The sequence below is a fragment of the Bradyrhizobium rifense genome (assembly GCF_008123425.1).
GTDB classification, from domain to species: domain Bacteria; phylum Pseudomonadota; class Alphaproteobacteria; order Rhizobiales; family Xanthobacteraceae; genus Bradyrhizobium; species Bradyrhizobium rifense.
The window spans coordinates 30,371-48,714 of sequence record NZ_VSSS01000065.1; the positions used below are offsets into that span (position 1 = coordinate 30,371).

The 18,344-nt window shown below is 62.7% G+C and carries 13 protein-coding genes and 3 pseudogenes; 14 read left to right on the top strand and 2 right to left on the bottom strand.

Going from position 1 to position 18,344, the window contains the following annotated elements; translation table 11 throughout:
- Position 1 precedes the first annotated feature (1 nt).
- The 3 genes from FXB40_RS37670 (at position 2) to FXB40_RS37680 (ending at position 7,482) form a co-directional block, all read left to right on the top strand.
- Positions 2-5,320 (top strand): cadherin-like domain-containing protein, encoded by a 5,319-nt coding sequence (locus FXB40_RS37670; RefSeq protein ID WP_148777337.1) that lies wholly within the window; start codon positions 2-4, stop codon positions 5,318-5,320.
- A 582-nt stretch (positions 5,321-5,902) separates the two neighbouring features.
- On the top strand, positions 5,903-7,033 hold the full coding sequence (locus FXB40_RS37675) for a helix-turn-helix transcriptional regulator (RefSeq protein WP_148777338.1): 1,131 nt from the start codon (positions 5,903-5,905) through the stop codon (positions 7,031-7,033).
- Positions 7,034-7,074: 41 nt separating this feature from the next.
- Complete coding sequence (locus FXB40_RS37680) at positions 7,075-7,482, top strand: hypothetical protein (RefSeq protein ID WP_148777339.1); 408 nt, start codon at positions 7,075-7,077, stop codon at positions 7,480-7,482.
- 162 nt (positions 7,483-7,644) lie between these two features.
- Here the strand turns inward: FXB40_RS37680 and FXB40_RS37685 are convergent, their stop codons facing one another.
- Complete coding sequence (locus FXB40_RS37685) at positions 7,645-8,070, bottom strand: hypothetical protein (protein WP_148777340.1); 426 nt, start codon at positions 8,068-8,070, stop codon at positions 7,645-7,647.
- A 507-nt stretch (positions 8,071-8,577) separates the two neighbouring features.
- Here FXB40_RS37685 and FXB40_RS37690 point away from each other — a divergent pair.
- The 5 genes from FXB40_RS37690 (at position 8,578) to FXB40_RS37710 (ending at position 13,111) form a co-directional block, all read left to right on the top strand.
- Positions 8,578-10,263, top strand: coding sequence for a ParB/RepB/Spo0J family partition protein (locus FXB40_RS37690; RefSeq protein ID WP_148777341.1), 1,686 nt, complete (start codon positions 8,578-8,580; stop codon positions 10,261-10,263).
- A gap of 89 nt (positions 10,264-10,352) precedes the next feature.
- Positions 10,353-10,829: a hypothetical protein gene (locus tag FXB40_RS37695; RefSeq protein ID WP_148777342.1), complete on the top strand. Its 477-nt coding sequence runs from the start codon at positions 10,353-10,355 to the stop codon at positions 10,827-10,829.
- Positions 10,826-11,719, top strand: coding sequence for a DUF7007 domain-containing protein (locus FXB40_RS37700; protein WP_148777343.1), 894 nt, complete (start codon positions 10,826-10,828; stop codon positions 11,717-11,719). The genes FXB40_RS37695 and FXB40_RS37700 overlap by 4 nt, the downstream gene beginning before the upstream one ends.
- A complete protein-coding gene (locus FXB40_RS37705; protein WP_148777344.1) occupies positions 11,716-12,129 on the top strand; it encodes a hypothetical protein in 414 nt (137 codons plus the stop codon). Before FXB40_RS37700 ends, FXB40_RS37705 begins: the two co-directional genes overlap by 4 nt.
- A 394-nt stretch (positions 12,130-12,523) precedes the next feature.
- On the top strand, positions 12,524-13,111 hold the full coding sequence (locus FXB40_RS37710; RefSeq protein WP_148777345.1) for a hypothetical protein: 588 nt from the start codon (positions 12,524-12,526) through the stop codon (positions 13,109-13,111).
- A gap of 33 nt (positions 13,112-13,144) precedes the next feature.
- On the opposite strand, the gene FXB40_RS37715 is transcribed toward FXB40_RS37710, so the two are convergent.
- The gene (locus FXB40_RS37715) at positions 13,145-13,366 is read right to left on the bottom strand and encodes a hypothetical protein (RefSeq protein WP_148777346.1); all 222 of its coding nucleotides are present in this window, start codon (positions 13,364-13,366) and stop codon (positions 13,145-13,147) included.
- A gap of 82 nt (positions 13,367-13,448) precedes the next feature.
- On the opposite strand from FXB40_RS37715, the pseudogene FXB40_RS37720 reads away from it, so the two are divergent.
- From FXB40_RS37720 to FXB40_RS37755, 6 genes and pseudogenes are all read left to right on the top strand, one after another.
- Positions 13,449-14,078: pseudogene (locus tag FXB40_RS37720) on the top strand (ArdC family protein); the annotation flags it as partial.
- A 116-nt stretch (positions 14,079-14,194) separates the two neighbouring features.
- Positions 14,195-15,406, top strand: coding sequence for a tyrosine-type recombinase/integrase (locus FXB40_RS37730; RefSeq protein ID WP_148777348.1), 1,212 nt, complete (start codon positions 14,195-14,197; stop codon positions 15,404-15,406).
- Positions 15,403-16,344: a tyrosine-type recombinase/integrase gene (locus FXB40_RS37735; protein WP_148777349.1), complete on the top strand. Its 942-nt coding sequence runs from the start codon at positions 15,403-15,405 to the stop codon at positions 16,342-16,344. The genes FXB40_RS37730 and FXB40_RS37735 overlap by 4 nt, the downstream gene beginning before the upstream one ends.
- Positions 16,341-17,009, top strand: a pseudogene (locus FXB40_RS37740) (tyrosine-type recombinase/integrase); the annotation flags it as partial. The gene FXB40_RS37735 and the pseudogene FXB40_RS37740, both read left to right, overlap by 4 nt.
- Positions 16,991-17,263: pseudogene (locus FXB40_RS37745) on the top strand (zincin-like metallopeptidase domain-containing protein); the annotation flags it as partial. The pseudogenes FXB40_RS37740 and FXB40_RS37745, both read left to right, overlap by 19 nt.
- Positions 17,264-17,918: 655 nt before the next feature.
- Positions 17,919-18,236: a DUF736 domain-containing protein gene (locus FXB40_RS37755; protein ID WP_129273743.1), complete on the top strand. Its 318-nt coding sequence runs from the start codon at positions 17,919-17,921 to the stop codon at positions 18,234-18,236.
- Positions 18,237-18,344 lie beyond the last annotated feature (108 nt).

An 18,344-nucleotide genomic window follows, 5' to 3' on the forward strand; every position in this document is an offset into this window, starting at 1 on the left:
GATGGCCGGACCGAACGACGCACAAGGCGAAATCGTACGCGTTTCAACCGCTCAGGATGGAACGCCGGCTAACGGTGATACCTACTTCTTCGGCTTTTCACCGGATGGCACCAAGGTGCTCCTTCAGTCTTACGCAACCAATCTGGTTCCGGGGCTGAACCTGACTGTCAGTGGCGCTCGGCTCTATGTGAAGGATCTCACCACAGGCGCAGTGACCCTTGTCTCCTCACCCGGAGGAACCGATTCGGCCGCTTTGGACTCTGACGGCTCAGGCACTTTCGGGACCAACGACTCCGTTATCTTCTCGTCGTCCTCCGACAAGCTCGTACCAGACGATACGAATGGTGTGTCTGATATCTTTGAGAAAGACCTCACGACGGGCGCGATCACGCGGTTGTCGACCACCGCTTCGGGTGTGCAAGCTAACGGCCTGAGTAGCAGTGGAGTCCTGTCGCCGGATGGACATCGGCTTCTATTTTCTTCTTTCGCTTCGAACCTTGTTCCCGGAGATACGAATAATTCGTACGACGCCTTTATCAAGGATCTCGGCACTGGCGTGATCACCCGCGTTTCGACGTCGAGTAGCGGGGCCGAACTCAATGGCGGGCTTTCCGGAAGTCAGATCCGCTGGAACGCCAATCAGCTTTTTTTCACATCTGACGCCACGAATGCCAGCGCCGGCGATAACAATGGGGCGACGGATCTCTTCGTCAAAGACCTGACTACTGGAATTGTCTCTCGAATTTCAGACGTCGCGGATGGAGTTCAGGCGAATGGCTCTACCAAGGCTTTCAGCGTTTCCCACGACGGCACAAAAGTCGCGTTCTGGTCGGACGCCAGCAACCTTGTCGCCGGCGATACCAATGGCGTCGCGGATCTTTTCGTCAAGGACCTCAAGACCGGGATAATCACGCGCGTCTCCACGACCTCAGATGGAAGCCAAACCGATTCCGGGGTCTTCGCGAGCCAATATGCACCGTCGTTCTCTGCCGACGACAGCAAGCTCGCCTTCATGTCCCTGTCCGGCGACCTTGTTCCAGGCGACACCAATGGTGGCCGCGACATTTTCATTAAGGACCTCGTCACCGGTGCCGTCACTCGCGTATCGACAGCTGCCGACGGATCGCAGGGCATCTATCAGAATCCGGACGGAAACTTCACCTATCCGGGCGGCTTCTCGCCCGACGCCAGCATGATCGCCTTTACTTCGGCAGAAAGCGGCCTCGTGGCGGGTGGCAAGCCACCCTCCCTCGACGAGGTCTTCATCAAGACGCTGCACCCAGCGCCGGGCACGGCGGCGGACACATACGTTGCGAGCTATAGCGCGCCGCTCAAGGTGGATGTGGCCCATGGCCTGCTCGCCAACGACTCCGTGGCGGCCGGCGAGCGCACCCTGGCGGTCACCTCCTTTTCAGACGCCAAGCACGGGCGGGTCGACCTGAACCCGGATGGGTCATTCACCTACACGCCAGACGGGACTTTCATCGGGACCGACAGCTTCACTTACAAGGCTGGCGCCGGCTACCAGTCGAGCCAAGACACAACGGTCACGATCAAAGTAACCGGCAATATCGAGCGGGTGGATACGCAGGCGGATGGCAGCCAGGCCTATTTCGGCGTGTTTGCCGGAACACCCGTCTTGTCGTCGGACGGAAAATATGCCGCCTTCGTCACGCACTCCTCCGATCTCGCGCCAAACCCCTATGCCGCCGCGGCTCAGGTCGTGCTCAAGAACCTGGCGACCGGCGACCTGACCATTGTCTCCGGCCCGGAGGGTGGCGACAGTCCGGTGTTTTCCCCCGATGGAACGAAAGTCGCTTTCTCGTCGGGTGACCGCAACATCATAGTTGATGATCTCGTTTCGGGCACATCCACCGTGGTCTCGACGACCCCGGGCGGGACGGTTGGTGTCGGGCTCAGCTACTCTCCGGTCTTCTCGCTCGACGGCAACAGCATCCTGTTCAGATCGTCAAGCTCCGACCTCACCGACAATTTGGCCGGCGACCTTTTCGTCAAGAACCTCACGACCGGCACCACCACCCGCGTTTTGACAGCGGCTGATGGCACGCCTGCCGACGGGCAACTGGTCGGCTCACTCGAGCCCGGATATTCATTTTCGCCCGATGGCAAATGGGTCGTGTTCGCATCCACCGCCGACAATCTCGTCGCAGGAGATACCAACCACGGATCCGACATCTTCGCCAAAAATCTCCAGACGGGACAAGTTATCCGCGTCTCCACGACGGCCGACGGCGCGCAGGCCTACGGCGATTCTGAATTGCCTGTGTTTTCTCCGGATGGAAAATCTGTGGCTTTTCAGAGCGCCGCCGAGAACCTTGTCCTTGGCGATACCAACAAAGCCCCGGATATTTTTATCAAGAACCTGGAAACAGGCGCGATCACGCGGGTTTCGACTGGTGCGAATGGGGAACAGGGGACGACAACCGCGACCGCGTATTATGAATATCCGGTCTTCTCGCCCGACGGAACGCGGATCGCCTTTGTCTCGACGGACGCCAATCTTGTCCCCGGCGTCGGCAACAGCACAGGTGACATCTACGAGAAGAATCTCGTGACGGGAGCGATCAGGCTCGTCTCCGACGACTCCTTCGGGACGGACGGAAGCGGCTGGTCGACGAACCCCACCTATTCCACCGATGGGACCAAAATCAGCTTTTTCTCCTACGCAGCCAATCTCGTGCCGGGCGACACCAATGGAGCGGGCGATGTCTTCATCAAGGATCTGACCAAGTTTCCCTACGATCCGTCACATCCGGTCGACGTCGCACCGACCCTCGCCAGCATCAGCCCTGCAGACGAAGCGACCGATGTCGCGGCAGCCGCTGACATTACTCTGAATTTCGACAAGACTGTCCATGCTGGCCACGGCACGATCACGATCACAGGCGACGCCGGCGACGTACGCACGATCGATGTCACCGACGCCAGTCAGGTCATCTTCTCCGGCACGACCATGACGATCAATCCGACCGACAATTTCGCGGGCGGGCAGACCTACCATGTCACGTTCGGGGCCGCTGTCGTCGTCGATGCTGCCGGCACCGCGTTCGCCGGCCTCTCCAACGGCACGCTCGATTTCACCACGGCAGTGCCGACGCCGCCCGACATCGACGGCAAGGTGGTCGATGGTTATCTGTCAGGCGCGACCGTATTCGTGGACGCGAATGTCGATCACGCACTGAGCGCCGGTGAAGTCTCGACCACCTCGGACAGCCAGGGTAATTTTATGCTCCCCGGCGGCGGTGGCGGCGCCCTCGTTGCCATCGGCGGCACCGACATTGCGACCGGTCTTGCCTTCAAAGGCTTCATGTCTGCCCCGTCCGGCGCGACAGTGATTACGCCGCTGACCACTCTGGCGGAGATGCTGACCGAGAGCGGGGTTGCCGATCCGGTCGGGACAGTTCTGCAGGCGTTGGGGCTTCCGGCAGGTACGGATCTTCTTCACATCGATCCCGTGGCAGCGAATGCGGCCGGCGACGCCTCGGCCTTCGCGCTGCTCGTGGCCGGTACGACTGTGATCGCGGATGTCGCACTGATCGTAGCTGGCCTCGAAGGACAAGCAAATGCGACCGCGATGGCGGCCACTGCGACGGCATACTCGGCCTTCGCCAGTATCATCGCCGGCCACCCGACCATCGACCTGACCGATGCCAGTCTGCTCGGACAGATCGCGACCCTCGCCGGCCTGACCGGCGACGCCGCGGACCAAGTCACGGAGGCGCTGGTATCGATCAACGGCCAGATCCATGCCGCGCCGGATGCGGCGTCGCTGAGCGCGATCCAGACCGACGCGCAAGGCAATCTCGCCGATACCATCGCGACCCCTGCGGCGCCGACGCTGACACTCGCCCACGATTCCGGTGCGTCGAACTCCGACCACATCACCAGCGACGCAACCATCGCGGTCGCGGCCGTATCCGGAGAAACCCTTGTTTACACGGTGGATGGAAGCGTCGTTGCTTCCTATGACCCCGCAGGTCTCACGCAAGGCCACCACCACGTCAGCGTCACCCAGACCAATGCCACCGGATACGTTTCGGCCGCCGGCGAGATCGATTTCACCTACGACACCACAGCGCCGGATCTGGCATTCACCGCGCCATCCGGACCCATCATCACTGATAGGCCGACTGAAATCTCCGGCACAGCCGGACCTGAGGATTCCGGACGGACCATCGACATCACCGAAGGCACGTCGGTGCTCGGTACCGCGATCGTGGGCTCCGACGGCGCGTGGCATGCTGACGTCACGCTCCACGGCGTCGGCGATCACACGCTGGTCGCATCGGTCACCGACCTCGCGGGCAATACCGATCAGATCTCGACCACGCTGTCGGCGACGGCCAATCGCCTACCCACCGCCGGCAATGACCATGTCACCGCGCAGGAGCATACCCCGCTGGTGATATCGGCCGCCGCACTTCTCGCCAACGACACCGATCCCGACGGCGACACGCTGAATCTGGTCAACGTCGGTCACGCGACCCACGGCGAGGTGGTGTTCGATGCCGCCCACGAGACCGTCACCTTCACGCCGGATGCAGGCTATAGTGGTGCCGCGGCGTTCGACTACACGATTTCCGATGGCCATGGCGGCGTGGTCACGGGGACCGTCGGCGTTAACATCAAGTCAGGCTCCACCGGCGGCGGCTGGGGCGACGTCCACTACACTTCGTTCGATGGATTCAAATTCAACCTGCAGTCGACTGGCGACTATGTCATTGCCCATGCAATGTCCGGCCCGGAATTCGAGGTCGAAGGACGCGCTGAAAATCTGGGGCACACCGGGGTGAGTTATCTGACAGCCGTTGCTGTCGAAGCCGGTGACCACCTCATCGTATTCGACGAGGCCAAGCCGGGCACGATGCTCGTCGACGGCCATGCCGTCACGTTCGCGGTCGGCGACCGCCTCGATCTCGGCGATGGTGTCGTCATCGGCAGGGCGACAGCGAAGACGCACCAGATCGAAACACCGCTCGACTTCGTCGAAATGCTCGATCATGGCACCTATCTCGATCTTTCCGTGCATGCGGGAAGCGCCCGCGGGCCCGGCAGTTTCGAAGGATTGCTCGGCAATCTCGATGGTAACGCCAAGAACGATTTCGGCCTTGCCAATGGCACGTGGCTGGTCAATCCGAATACCAAGGTAATCGAAGGGCTGTTTGCGGATGCCTGGCGGGTTGGACCGCAGGACGACATGCTCGTGAGCCTCGGCAACGAAACTTTCACGCAAAGGCGAAGCGATGCGACACATGATCATGCGTCGGCGATCTCCGTACACGACTGGCACTTGATCTGAGCGTTTTCCGAAGGAGATCGCGGCCCGTTCCTGTTGATCGGACAAGCATTCCCGCAGCCGTCTCGCGGCGGGGCCTGTAGCTCAACGGTTAGCCGCAACCGATCAAACCAAGGCTGCTGCTGCCCCGCGGATGCGACTTATACGACTGCCCACGCCGCAAACAATAGTCTTCCGATTTCGGTGACTGCCAAGCCTTCAAACGCCAGGCCAGGAGTCGCGTCGCCGCTGTGTGCTTCAAGGTGTGCGGTGTGACGTTTCCTGCGTTAGGATCCCGCCCGGTGAGGCGCACTCCTGTCACCAAGCCTGCCTTGATCGACGCCACTGCCTTGCCGTTCCACTCGACAAAGTGCCTGTTCGCTGTGCCATCTGGCAATTTGCCACGATAGTGGCGCACCAAAATCTACGCTGGTCTGCGATATTCCACGCCTGTACAACGCTCGGCTAAGGTGGGAGGCAGTCGACTCGCGCCGTACACACACTGAAAGCCATCAGGTCTCAGAGCATATTGGTATCCCACAGGTCGGTTGATGCGATTGCCGAGTTGCATCAATACCGTGGTCATTCGAATGAGCGGTGTCGGGAATGGTCGATCCGGAATTTTTGTCGCAGCTGATCGGCGATATCTACGACGCAGCACTCGACTCCAGCTTATGGGTAGGCGTCCTCGAGCAGGCGACGCAATTCATCGGCGGAACTGCGGCTGGAATTTACTGGAAGGACATCACCGTTCAGGGTGAACTTCACTACGTTTACAATGTTGAACCGTCCAGCGTGGACGCGTATTTTAACAACTACATCCGTTTCGATCCGAGTTTGACGGCTCAATTTTTTTTTAAGGTTGAGGAGATTTACAACACGACTAACGTTTTGCCTTATCATGAGTTCATCGAGACGGCTTTCTATAAGGAGTGGGTCAAGCCGAACGGGTGGGCCGATCATTTGGCTGCCACGCTCGACAAATCCGCAACGAGCTTCGCTCAGTTCGGAGTCTTCCGGAATGAGCGCCAAGGGCTTGCCGACGACGATATGCGGCAGCGCATGCGTCTGCTGGTTCCTCACGTGCGCCGCGCGGTGTTGATCGGCAATGTCATCGACCTTCAAAAGGAAAAGGCCGGAAGTCTATCAGATGCGTTCAACAGGCTCGACGCTAGTGTTTTTCTGTTGGACGATCATTGTCATATTGCATTCTCCAACATAGCCGCACAAGCGCTGCTCAATGATGCGACGATTTTACGAACCGTCAACAATACGTTGATCGCTGTGGACCCACATGCGGCGCAGGTATTGCGCAATGTTATCGCCGCCGCGAACGCTGGCGATGGCGCTGTCGGCACGGATGGTGTGGCCATTCCGCTGTCTAGCAAGCCTGGCCAGAACTGGGTCGCTGATATCCTGCCGCTGACGTCAGGGGCGCGCCGTCAAGCCGGGGGCCGACACTCTGCGGTCGCTGCCGTCTTCGTCCGAAAGGTATCAATGGCGGCGCCTTATCCGATCGAAGTGGCGGCGCGACAATTCCGACTCACACCGAGCGAAGTGCGGGTACTCGATGCGGTGCTGAAGGTAGGCGGAGTACCTAAGATAGCGGAGGCGCTTGGCGTCAGCGAGGCCACCGTGAAAACTCATCTCCAGAATATCTTTGGAAAGACCGGCGTGCGCCGTCAGGCTGACTTGATCAAGCTTGTTGCGGGAGATGCCCGGCCGTTTCCCGGGTAAGAGAGGACGAAACGTGTTGCTGCCACTAGTCGCGGAGCACGATGCTCGTCGACGGCCATGCCGTCACGTTTGCGGTCGGCGACCGCCTCGACCTCGGAGATGGTGTCGTCATCGGCAGGGCGACAGCGACGACGCACCAGATCGAAACACCGCTCGACTTCGTTGAAATGCTCGATCATGACAGCTATTTGGATCTATCCGTGCATGCGGGAAGCGTCCGCGGGCCCGGCAGTTTCGAAGGATTGCTCGGCAATCTCGATGGCAACTCCAGGAGCGATTTCGGCCTTCCCCACGGGTCGTCGCTGATCAATCCAAGCACCAAGGTAATCGAAGGGCTGTTTGCCCGATGCCTGGCGGGTCGGACCGCACGACAACATGCTCGTGAGCCTCGGAGACGTCACTGCACTACGGTGCATCGGACATCGTTTTCGGTCTCGAAACTCCCGTAGATGGGCTGCCGGCAACCGCCGGGAATGGCGTTCACATCGCCTTCCAAGCACCCGACCGTGAGACGCTTCCACACGACTGCCCTTGCGAGTGGGGGAGCCTACGAAGGGACTCCGGGCATTCGGGACAATTGCAATCCCCAGCCAAAAAAACAAGATGTTCGATCAAGTCGTCACTTGGAAGATCAGTTTTCGTAAGAAATGTGCCATGTAGTCGAGCGCTAGATCTTGCGCTTCCTTTTGAGGCAGTATCGTCAGGATTGCTCCGGACGGTTCGGCGCTGACGTCTCTTAGCTGTCTTGCCAGGTCGATGGTCGGATTGGCGGCAAAGCGTGCCTGTAAGCTAATGTCGCCCGATTTCGGGTCTCGCGCAGCATCTAGCGCCGCAGCAATGTGCTCGGATCGTTTTGCCTCATCGACTGCTCGATCACGCAGGACGACGTGCAATCGAAAGCTATGATCTGGACGGGTATTGCAAAACCTTACAGTATCCGCTCGAACAGAGTACTGCGCGCAAGCGTCGGGTTGTTTCGCTGTTAGAGACGCTTTACGCCCATCGCCGATTTTCAGATAGCTGGACCAGTTCGACAAATTACCTGCCCAACACGAAGGCAGGCGGGATTGTCGTTGTCACGCGTTCAATTTACGAAAGAATATAAATCGCGAGAGGGGACAACTTATGGATGACATGACCATGTGCCCGTTCGCGGGTGCAACCCACGCACATACGAACCGTGACTGGTGGCCGACCCGATTAGCAAGAACATCGACGAACTGCGAAGTACAGTATGTCGGCGCAAGTCACTGAATTTTCCGTTGAATTCGAACGATCACGAACAGTGGCGAACAATATAGGCGGAAAGGAAAGCCCGCTCGCAGATCGGTCAGGCCGGTAACGCTGATGCTCAACCGCGGCCTGCGCGATCCCGGCCCGTCGTCCTTCGCATGGCTTAAGAGCCCTGCTTGTCCGGCCGGCCAGGGATGCTCGGCCGCAGTTGTGCCGGCCTGACCGCTCCGCGGGCCGGGGGATGTCTTCGGAAAGAAGACGGAAAAGGACGCGCGAGCCGCGGTCCGCGAACCCCGAACAGGAGAAATCCCATGCAACTCATCAAGGTCGATCCGCATGCGCTGAAGGAGAGTCCGGACCGCATGCGTCAGACGAAGTCGACGCCGCAGGCTGACGCCCTCCTGCTGGCGACGATCAAGGCCGTCGGCATCGTCCAGCCGCCCGTCATCACGCCCGAGACTGGCGGTGGCAACGGCTATGTCATCAACGCCGGTCATCGCCGTGTGAAGCAGGCGATCGCCGCCGGCCTCGAGGAGATCGACGTCCTCGTCGACGAGGCGGCGAACGACAACGGCGCCATGCGCGCGATGATCGAGAACATCGCCCGCGAAGCGCTCAATCCCGTCGACCAGTGGCGCGCGATCGAACGCCTCGTCGCGCTCGGCTGGACCGAGGAGGCCATCGGCGTCGCCTTGGCGCTGCCGGTGCGACAGATCAGAAAGCTCCGCCTGCTCGCGAACGTGCTGCCCGCCATGCTCGATCACATGGCCAAGGGCGACATGCCCGACGAGCGGCAGCTCCGCACCATCGCCTCCGCCTCGCTGGATGAGCAGAAGGAAGTCTGGAAGAAGCACAAGCCCTCCAAGGCCGATCCGCAGGTGTCGTGGTTTAGCGTGGCGCAGGCTCTGACCAAGGCCCGGATGTACGCACGTGATGCCAGCTTCGGCGACGACCTCGCCCAGGCTTACGGAATCCAATGGGCAGAGGATCTGTTCGCGCCAGCTGATGAGGACAGCCGCTATACCACGGATGTCGAGGCCTTCCTCGGCGCGCAGCAGGAATGGATGACGAACAACCTGCCGAAGCGCGGCATCATCGCTGAGACGACGAACTGGGGCGATGTCAAGCTGCCGCCGAAGGCAGAGCGGGTCTACGGCAAGCCCTCGAAGAGCGATTGCACCGCGATGTATCTGGACCGTGACGGCCGGGTGCAGAGCGTGCATTACCGCATGCCCGCGGCGAAGAAGGCGACGGGCAAGGCTGCCGCGGCCGACAGCGACGCTGCGGACGAGTCCGCAACAGTTTCGAAGCCGCGTCCTGACGTGACGCACAAGGGCCTCGAGATGATCGGCGACTTCCGAACGGACGCGCTGCACGAGGCGCTGGCCCGCGCGCCGATCGAGGATGACACGTTGATGGCCTTGTTGATCCTCGCCTTCGCCAGCCAGAACGTCTCGGTCGAGTCCGGTAGCGGCGGGACCTACTACGGCAACCGGCGCTTCGCCCGCCATGCCGCCGCGCTATTCGATCAGGATGGCAAGCTCGTCCTCGACATCGACACGCTCCGCGTCGCGGCGCGCTCAACCCTCATGGAAGTCCTGTCGTGCCGGGAGAACCGCACCGCCAGCGGCATCGTCGCCCGCGTCGCCGGTGACGTGGTCGGCGCGGATAACTTCCTGCCGAACATGGGCACCGACGACTTCTTGTCGTGCCTGTCGCGGGCTGCGCTCGAAGGCTCGTGCAAGGACACGCCGGTTCTCCCGCGCCAGAAGGTGAAGGACACCCGCATCGCCCTGGTTGAGCACTTCAGGGAGGGTCGCTTCGTGCATCCGGCCGCGTTGTTCGCTCCCGACAAGGTCGCCTTGTTGTCGTGGCTGGCGAAGAACGCCGTCGTCGAAGACGACGCGGCCGACGACCAGGTGGAGGACCCGGAGGCCGGCGATACCGACGATGGCGAAGCCTTGGACGCCGAGGCGTTCCGCGAGGCGGCGGAATAGCCGGTCCCCACCCAACGATCCGAATGACACCCCGCCGCCGGCTCAGCTGGCGGCGGCTTCGTTTCCACCGCCATGAACAGGAGTACGTCATGTCCGCACAGTTGATCTACGACCTCGTCCCGCTCGGCGCGATCGTCCGGTTTTCAGACGGCACGCCGCGACCACCGGAGCGCCACCGCAAGAAGCTCGCGGCCTGGGAATACCGCAATAGCGGCGGCCGGCTGATCCGCAAGCAACCCGAACGCCGCGTCGGCAACACCGTCATCAGTGCGAGCATCACGCTGCACACCGGCGATTATGGCGGCGACGGTGTCGTGGTGCTTCGCGTCCACCGCTCGTTCTCGGTCGACAGCGACCTTAAATTCGCTGTGACCGAGCGCCCGAAGGCCGGCGCGGTGCGCGTGGTCGACCGGCCCGGCGAGGATGCCGAGTTGGTCTATCTCGCCGGCAGCCGCGCCGATGCCGAAACGTGGCTACAAAGCCACGGCTATCCAAATGCCGTTCTCGACGAGGTGATGGCCGATGCGGTCGCGGCCGACGTTGCAGAGGGGAGGACAGCCGCATGACCGCGCCCACCCTCCCCACCACCATCACCGATGACTCAGCCTCGGGATTCCCCGAGGTTGCGTTCGGTCGCAGCGGCGATGGCTTCCTCGCGGCGCGCGTTGCCGACACCGCCTTCGCCATGCTGCCGGCACGCGAGGGCCGCCACTATCTCGCAACCGGCTGGCGCATCGGCCGGCCGATCGCCGAATGGAAGCACTCCGACTTCTACGGCCATTCGGGCGAGCTCGCCGACGAGGCCGCCTTCCGCGCGAAGATCGCGGAGAATGCCGAGCACCAGCGCGAGGCGCGTGCGCTCGGCCGCCGCGACATCGCCTCCACGGCGAACACGCCTTGGGGCCCATCTCAGGGCGCGACCGTCTATGCGGAAGGCGTCGTCTGCCATTCGACGGCAGGACACGGCGGCTTTCATCTTTCCGCCGAACGCAACCGCAGCGTCCATTCGATGCTGCGCGCGCGGGGTGGCTGGTACGAGGAGGACGAGGGCTGGGCGATCGTGGCGATCATCTTCCCGAATCTGTTCACCAGCTACGAGCGGCGCTGCGCGGAGCGCACGATTAGGGATAGCTGGCCCGATGCCTGGGAGGTGATTTTCGGGACCCTGCTCCAGCCCGGCGAATCCCGGGAGAAGGATCGGCGCGCCTTCGAGACCGAGCACGCCTACGATTGGATCGTCGTGTCGGCGAACGCGTCGGATCAGCATCCCGGCTTTGTCGAAGTCGTCGCCACGCCGGGCGGCCGACGTGGCGCAGGCACCGAGGAGCGGCGCTTCCTGGTCCCGTCCGACGAGTACCGAATGGGTCGCTTCGGCTTCGTCGTCGATGAGACCCGCCACTCGGTCTATTCCGGGCCATCGAGCTTCGTCACCTGGCAAGGGAGGACGTCCCCATGAAGATCTCCCCCGAGCGCCTCGCCCAGCTTTCGCGCGTGGAGGAGGCGCGCCGCCAGACGCAGCGCCAACTCGACATGATCGACCGGCAGATCATCCGTCGCATGACGGCGCTGATATCACAGCTCGGTCGCAAGCGGTCGGGATACCGCCGCGGCAAGCCGCCCGACCCGAGTGCGTTCTTGGAACGCTACCGCTGGAATCTTGCGGCGATCACGGCAGCGCGCCAGCCGGAGATCGACGCGTTATCGCGCAAGCTCGCCCGGCAGGATACCGCGATCGAGATGCTGCGGGCTCGGTGCGCGCCGGAGTCTCGACACGCTCGTGACGACCCGGAGCGCGCACATCGCAAGGACGAATGTCGCAGTCCGGCCGAGTGTCGTCCAGGGAAGCGGCATGGCGCTGCGGCATAGCGGACCACGCAGGTGCATACTTCGCGGCATTCCCGGCCACACGTTGCGAGCACAGAAGCGGCGGAGGCCAGATCGAACCTTTCCGGTATCGCCAACCCGGCCCGTATTCTGTCGCCTCTCCCCTCGGGTTTGCTGCGGTCTGCGCCCCCGGCGGTCCGCTTCAAGGCCAAGTCGCAAGCGACCGGAGACCGCCGATCTCGGCAAGGCCCGGCCGCGTCCGGCGCAGGGCCCAGCAGCCTGGGACCCCGCTTGTCCGCAACCGGACCTTGCTCGCCTGGCGGTGCCCGGACCTTGAAGCGGCCCTCATCCCGGCGGCGCTGGGCGACCGCACCCGAGGGGAGAGCCGGCAGGGGCCGGACCGAACCCGACGGCGAAACCAGAAAAGGAGTTCACCATGACCAAGACCGCTCGCGCACCCCGCACCAACGCCCGCGTCGTCCCGCTTCGCCGCGGCACCACCGTCGAAATGGTCCGGCTCGTTTGCCCGGACGCAGCCCAGGCCACCCGCATCGCCGAGAGCTTCGGCCTCCCCGTCCTCGACAGCGACGCCATCCGCGACCTGCATCAGCGGCTCATCAGCGAGACCGCCGACGCGCTTGACGAAGGCGTCAACGAACGCGCCATGCAGATTCACCTGCAGCGCATCGTCGGCTCCTATGTCGGCTCGGCCCACGGCGCTGGGCAGTTCTACAGCCGCGCGGTCACCGAAGCACGCGAGGCGACGGCAAAGCTCGCCAACGACACGCGCGACGAAGACCTCGATGGACCGGTCGGGTTCGAATCCGCGGCCCAGCGCAAGCGCGAATTCGCCGCCGAGGTCGCCGTTCAGGCACACGCACTGCGCATGGCGGCGGAAGGAGCCGCCGCAGCCTACGAGCACGTCGTCGGCGAGAGCTGGAAGCCGTTCGAACGCCAGCCCGAACAACCCGGCGAGACCGTCAGCCGCAAGGCGGCCGAGGTTCAGATGGCGGCGTTCGGGTGACGCCGCCGGCGGGGCTTCGGCCCCGCCTCTCGCTCACCATCCGATATCGGCCGGTCCTTCGGGACCGGCCTTTTTCATGTCGCACATCGCGACGGCGCAAACGAGCAAAGAGAAATGACCCGGGATGGAGCGCACGTTGCGGCCCGTACCGGCTTTCGGTCGATGCTCCGGCCGGCGCGGCAGCGCAACGGCTTTGCCGTCCTCCACTGCGTTCCGGTCCGGCGTCTCTCCCCTCACCCCGACCATCAGCGTCACCGGATGCGCGACCCCGCAGGCCTTCGCAGCGGACCGCCGTGACGGGCCGCGACGGGCGCGGCCTCCAACGGAGGTTAGAATTATGACTGGTAAGGAAACCAAACCCCGCGCCGACATCTATGCGCGCATCACCGATCGCATCGTCGCAGACCTTGAGCGCGGTGTGCGTCCGTGGGTCAAGCCATGGAATGCGGCCACCGCGGCTGGATGCATCACGCGCCCGCTGCGCCACAACGGCATGCCCTATCAGGGCATTAACGTCGTGCTGCTGTGGTCGGAAGCGGTCGCGCGCGGCTTCACGTCACCGATCTGGATGACGTTCAAACAATCACTCGAGCTCGGCGGCCACATCCGCAAGGGCGAGACCGGAACGATGGTGGTCTACGCCAACAAGATCACCAAGACCGAGACCGATGAGCATGGCGACGACGTCGAACGGACGGTTCCGTTCCTGCGCGCCTATACCGTGTTTTGCGTCGACCAGATCGACGACCTGCCGGATCACTATTACGGGCGCCCGGCGCCGACCATCGCGCCGGCGCAGCGCATCGCGCATGTGGACGCCTTCTTCGCCAACACCGGCGCGACCATCCGGCATGGCGGTGACAAGGCTTTCTTCGCACCATCGCTCGACATCATCCAGATGCCGCCGTTCGAAAGTTTCCGTGACGCCGAGAGCTATGCCGCCACGCTCGCGCATGAATGCGTGCATAATGCCGCGATCCAGATTATGCCGCATCTGCTCGGCTGGGCCCGGTTGGCGGCATGATCGCGCCAATCCCATTCGGCATAATCTTCGTCGCTCCAACAACAAGGAGCACGAAGATCATGTCTCAATATTTGCAGACCTGCATCGAGCCGCATCTTGGCTCGTTCGCAGCGAGTTTTGCGGCGGAGAATTACAGCGCCGGCACGGTCAAGACCTACCTATCGATCCTACGAAAGGTGGGTCACGCGATGGATGTCCAGGGCATCGGTCCTTCAGCGTTGACGCTCGATATGGCCGAGCATCTGGGACGCAAGGTGCCGCGTAAGAAAACCGGCACGATATGGCCGTATAGGTTGGCCCGCCGGTTCGCGCAGCATCTCCTCGATATCGGCGTGACGCATCCAGTGCCGTTGAGCGAGGCGCAGCAAGAGCGTGCGGCCCTACTGGCGGACTTCGAGACCTATTTGGTCAAGCATCGCGGCCTTAGCCCGCGGACGATCTATCACACGCTGCGGTTCGCCAACCGGTTCCTCGATCATCGCTTTGGCGATGCGATGGTTGATCCGGGGCGGTTGCGGCCCGCCGACGTGATCGGCTTCCTTGAGCACGTAATGGCAAGTGCGCGGCGCGACAAGACGGTAGCGACGCATGTTCGTATCTTCCTGCAATATCTGTTCGGCAACGGCGCGACAGCGACCAATCTAGCGCTGAGTCTGCCTAGAACGGCGAAACGCTGGGGAGCACGACTGCCGCGCCATCTGGTGCCCGAGGGCGTTGAGGCGGTGCTCGCCTGCGTGCGCGCCAACCCGCGGCACGGGGCTCGGGACTATGCGATGCTGCTCATCATGGCCCGGCTTGGCTTGCGTGCTGCCGAGGTCATCGCGATCCGGTTGGACGATGTCGACTGGCGCGCGGGCGAACTCTTGGTTCGTGGCAAGGGCAAACTCCACGATCGCGTGCCGATCAGCTCGGAGGTTGGCGATGCGCTGAGCCGCTATCTGCGCGAGGAGCGCGGCCCCACGTCCTGCCGCATGATGTTCGTTACCCATCGCGCGCCACACCGTCCGTTCAATGACAGCCAAATCGTCAACGCCGTCCTAAAGGATGCCCTGAAGGCGACCGGCCAGAAACCGGTGACGCCCTATGTGGGATCGCACCTGCTGCGTCATAGCCTTGCGGTCCAGTTGGTGAACTCGGGTGCATCGCTCGACGAGGTGGGCGACGTGCTGCGGCATCGCTCACGCACATCGACCATGATATATGCCCGTCTCGACATAGATGGGCTGCGGTCGATAGCAATGCCCTGGCCCGTAGTGGGAGGCGCGCAATGAGCCTCACCTCCCAACTCGATCGCTATCTGGCCGTGCGGCGCAGCCTCGGCTACGACCTGAGCACCAGCGAGCGCATCCTCCGCCGCTTCACGCGGTTTGCCGACCGCGAGCGTGCGACGCATATCGACACGGCGCTGTTCCTGCGCTGGCATGCTACGCTCGACGAGGCCAACGGCAGGACGCGAGCGGCGCGGCTTACCGTCGTGCGCCTCTTCGCGCAGTGGCTAAGTAGCTTCGATCTGGCGCATGAAGCCCCGCCCCGGGGATTGTTGCCGAATACCGTGATGCGCTCCCGACCGTATATCTACAGCGATGCGGAAGTCGCTTCGATCATCGCGGCCGCAATGGCACTTCCGTCGATTTGCGGATTGCGCGGGCTGACCTGCTCGACGCTGTTCGCACTCATCGCGATCACGGGCCTGCGCGTCAGCGAGGGGCTCGCGCTCGATGGAGACGACCTCGATGCCGATAATGGTGCGTTACGCGTCCGACAGGGTAAGAACGGTAAGGAGCGACTGCTGCCGCTCGACCCCAGCGCCGTCGAGCGACTGCTAGACTATCGCGTCAAACGCGACCGGTTGATCGGTCATCCGGCGAAGCCGATGTTCGTAACTGACAAGGCGACCCGGCTCACCGACTGTGGGGCACGCTACAACTTTGCGCAAGCATGCCAGCAGATCGGATTGCGATCCGAGCAGCAGTACCAGCGGCACGGCCGGGGACCGCGCATCCACGACCTGCGCCACACCTTCGCCGTGCGTACGATGATCAACTGGTACCGGACTGGCAAGGACCCGGCGCGCGAGATGATTCGGCTGACGACCTATCTGGGTCATAGCAACCCTTCTGGAACATATTGGTATCTGGAGGCGGTCCCGGAGCTGCTCGATCTAGCGATGGGCCGCGCCACCGCGAGCGGCGGGGAGATGGCACAATGAGCACCATCGCCTTACCTGCGCTGATCCAGCGCTTCTTCACCGAGCGGCTTTGCACGCAACTGGAGGCGAGCCGACATACGGTCGCTGGCTATCGCGATACGTTCCGGCTGCTGCTCAGGTACGCGAGCACTCGCCGCAACAAGCCGTCAGTCAACCTGACGGTCGAAGATATCGACGCCGATCTGGTCGCGGACTTCCTCGCCCATACCGAGACCACGCGGGGCAATAGCGCTCGCAGCCGCAACACCCGGCTCGCGGCGATCCGATCGTTCTTCCGCTTCGTCGCGATGACCGATCCGACCTGGCTACTGCACTGCCAGCGTATCCTAGCCATGCCCAACAAGCGCTATGTGAAGCGTGCAGTTACGTTCCTCGATGCCGAAGAGATGGCGGCGTTGCTGGCGGCTCCGGATCGTACCACATGGGCGGGCCGGCGCGATCATGCTCTGCTGTTGCTCGCAATCCAGACAGGCCTGCGAGCTTCCGAACTGGTCGGCCTTACCCGGGGCGATGTCGCGCTTGGAACCGGCGCTCACATCCGTTGCATGGGCAAGGGTCGCAAGGAGCGCGCCACCCCACTTCGCCGCGAGACAGCCAAGCTGCTGGCGACGTGGATCGGCAACGACAAAGATCAGAGCAAGCCGACAATCGCGATCTCAGCCGCTACGCAAAGGATCGCAGCGAGCGCGCCCGTGAAGAGCTGGTTGCGGAACTTGGCGCGTGCTTCCTCAGCGCGGACCTTGGTATCGTGCCCGAACTCGAGCCGCGTGCCGATCATGCGAGTTACCTTGCATCGTGGTTGGAGGTGCTAGCCAACGACAGGCGCTTCATCTTCAGCGCGGCCGCCCACGCTCAGCGGGCAGTCACCTATCTGCACGATCTTCAACCCAAGCCGGCCGAGATCGACCAAGCGGCATGAGGTGCAACGATCCGTGTCTCGGCCGCTTGCGCTCATCGTTCACCTTTCTAGATAATGACGAAGGCCTCATCTCACGGCGGGGGGCCTTTCTTTTGTGCGTCGTCATGCCTGTGCCGGCGACTGGAGAGGCGGTGCTTCCCATCCCGACGGCGTAGGGGAGATGCGCCGGGCCGGTTCTTCAGGCTTCCAAGATGCCCGTCTGTTTCTGGGCGAGCGTTTTTCCGAAGCCGCGGAAGGCTGATGTCATCACGATACGACAGTCTGGGGTTGTTATTGCGTCCGCTGGACTGGCGGAAAGCTTACGCGGCGCACGCGAGTGCTTTCACCAATGCGCCCGTCGTCGTGCGGTGTGGCTTGCCTGTCGCTCAGTCGTATCCTCATCGTTCGGCCTGTCGCGCCCAATGCGTCCTCGATTTGGCATGTCTAACCGAAGGCCGTCGTCGCTGCGCTCCGCCTCGATCAAAAAGACCGCAACGGCCGTTCTCGGCTTTCTTCCCCTGGCCGCTGCGCGCCCATTCCTCGCGAGACAAGAAAGCCTCGCCCTGGCCGCCCTCTACTGCGTGGCGGCCCTTCGGGTGCGGCCCGATCGCCTCCGGTCAACGACAGCCATCGAGGTCGCGATGGTCGCGGCCCGAGAACGAAAGAGGACACGAACATGGCTACCATCGGCAACTTCATCGTCAACGGCAACGGCTTCGTCGGCACCGTCAAGACCCTCGCTCTAGGCACCGTCAAGACCAAGATCGTTCCGGCCGAACGCACTTCAGACAAGGCCCCGGACTACCGCATCTTCGCGGGCGCGAACATCGAGTTCGGCGCCATGTGGAAGAAGAAGTCCCAGGACACGGGCCGCGAGTACCACTCGGTAAAGCTGGACGACCCGAGCTTCCCGGCTCCGATCTACGCGACGCTGGTCGAGGTCGAAGGCGAGGAAGGCCACTCGCTCATCTGGTCTCGCCCGAGTCGCGACTGAGACGCCGCGCAGGTGGCCCCGCCGCGAGGCGGGGCCTTCACCCCGTAGGCGGAAAGGAGAAACGATTTTGAACGCGCGCGTAAGGTCGGCATGCGCTGCCTCATCGTG